The organism is Actinacidiphila sp. bgisy167 (assembly GCF_057707665.1).
Map to the genome: position 1 here is coordinate 1 of NZ_JBYIQP010000192.1, position 1,677 is coordinate 1,677.

2 protein-coding genes are annotated in these 1,677 nt (G+C 68.3%); both read right to left on the bottom strand.

The window, feature by feature from the left end; genetic code table 11:
• The coding region (locus AC3ET4_RS30685; RefSeq protein ID WP_431955220.1) for a zinc-dependent alcohol dehydrogenase at positions 1–984 on the bottom strand (984 nt) is incomplete at its 3' end.
• Entirely contained in the window at positions 981–1,217 is a 237-nt protein-coding gene (locus tag AC3ET4_RS30690) for a hypothetical protein (protein ID WP_431955222.1), read from the bottom strand. The genes AC3ET4_RS30690 and AC3ET4_RS30685, both read right to left, overlap by 4 nt.
• Positions 1,218–1,677 lie beyond the last annotated feature (460 nt).

The window sequence follows — 1,677 nt, forward strand, 5'->3', positions numbered from 1 at the left end:
CCTGTTCATCCAGGCACCCGCCGGGAATTTGTCGATCAGCCCGCCGTAGACGCCGATGACCGACACCACGCCTCCGCTCCTGCAGGACAGGATGGCCTGGCGCAGGGCGTGGGGCCGGTCGGTCTCGGAGCGGACCGCCTGCTTGGCCCGGTCGTACATGCGCACGTGGGAGGCACCGTGTGTGGCCTCCATTCCGACCGCGTCGATGCACTTGTCGGGGCCCCGCCCGCCGGTGAGTTCGAGCAGCGCCGACCGTACGTCGGTTTCCTCGAAGTCGACGGTCGTGTAGCCCTGGGCGGCGGCCATGTCAAGCCGGTAGGCCTCCTTGTCGATCGCGATGACCTTCTGCGCGCCCAGGACCCGGGCGCTGTCCATCGCGAACTGGCCCACCGGACCGGCGCCCCAGACGGCGACGATGTCGCCTTCCTGGATGTCGCACATTTCCGCGCCCATGTACCCGGTCGGCAGGATGTCGGACAGGAACAGCACCTGCTCGTCACTGAGGTCCGACTCGAGTTTCAGGGCGTTGACGGCAGCGAGCACCACCCGGGCGTACTCGGCCTGACCGCCGGCGAACCCACCGGTGAGGTGGGAATAGCCGTAGATGCCGGCGGTGGGGTGGCCGAAGAACTTCTCCGACATGCCGGCGTTGGGGTTGGTGTTCTCGCAGCACGAGTACAGCTCGGCGCGGCAGGACGCGCAGACACCGCAGGCAATGGGGAAGGGCACGACAATCCGGTCACCGACGCGCAGTTTGTCGTTACTGATGCCGGGGCCGACCTCCACGACCTCACCCATGAATTCGTGGCCCATGATGTCGCCCTCTTGCATGGTGGGGACGTAGCCGTCGAGCAGATGGAGGTCGGAGCCGCAGATCGCCGTCGAGGTGATCTTCACGATGGCGTCGCGGCGGTTCAGGATCGACGGTTCGGGGACATCCTGCACCTCGACCGAATTTCGTCCCGTCCAGCAGTTCGCCTTCATGCCAGGGCCTCCTTCAATTCGCCGTCGGTCAGCGGTCGGGCAGGGTGCTGCGGGAACTCACCGCGGGCCCGCTTGCCGCCTGGTGCGCCCTCGGAGCGGATGACCTCGCCGGTCTCCGCGATCTGCTTGAAGCGGCGCAGGTCGTCGTCCAACTGCTGGTGCGGTTCCTCGCCGAAGTAGCGCGCCGCGGCCTTGCCCAGCGCCCCACCGGGCACGTCGTAGCGAAGTGTCACGCGGATCTCCGTGCCCCGCCCGCCGGAAGCGGGCTATGCGCGCCTCCCGCGCCGAGAAACATGGTGGCACCACGGTTCGGTGACGTTGCCTGTCGCCGAGCCGTGGCCTTGGTCGAGCTACAGGAAGGTCAGCTGCTTGGGCGCGTCGGGATCGTCGGTCGGTGTCCAGGTGGAGGGCGGTGCGTCGGGGGCGCCCCGGTTGGTGCGCAGCCACCACGCAAACTGCCAGTTGTAGCAGGTTCGGTACTTCCACTGGGTCCGCCGCTGGGCGTCGGCGGGGATGGAGTGCTCGCCCCATCCTTGATCACGCGGGCGTTGTCCAGGGTCACGTGCAGGCCGCGCACGAGGGCAGGCCCTTCCCACTGGTGGCCTTCGGCGTACTCGCAGGTGGGCGTTCTTCGCCGTCCCACGGGTGGGGAAGCGCGCACAGGTACCCAGGCCAGCGGCCGGTTCTCGGCCG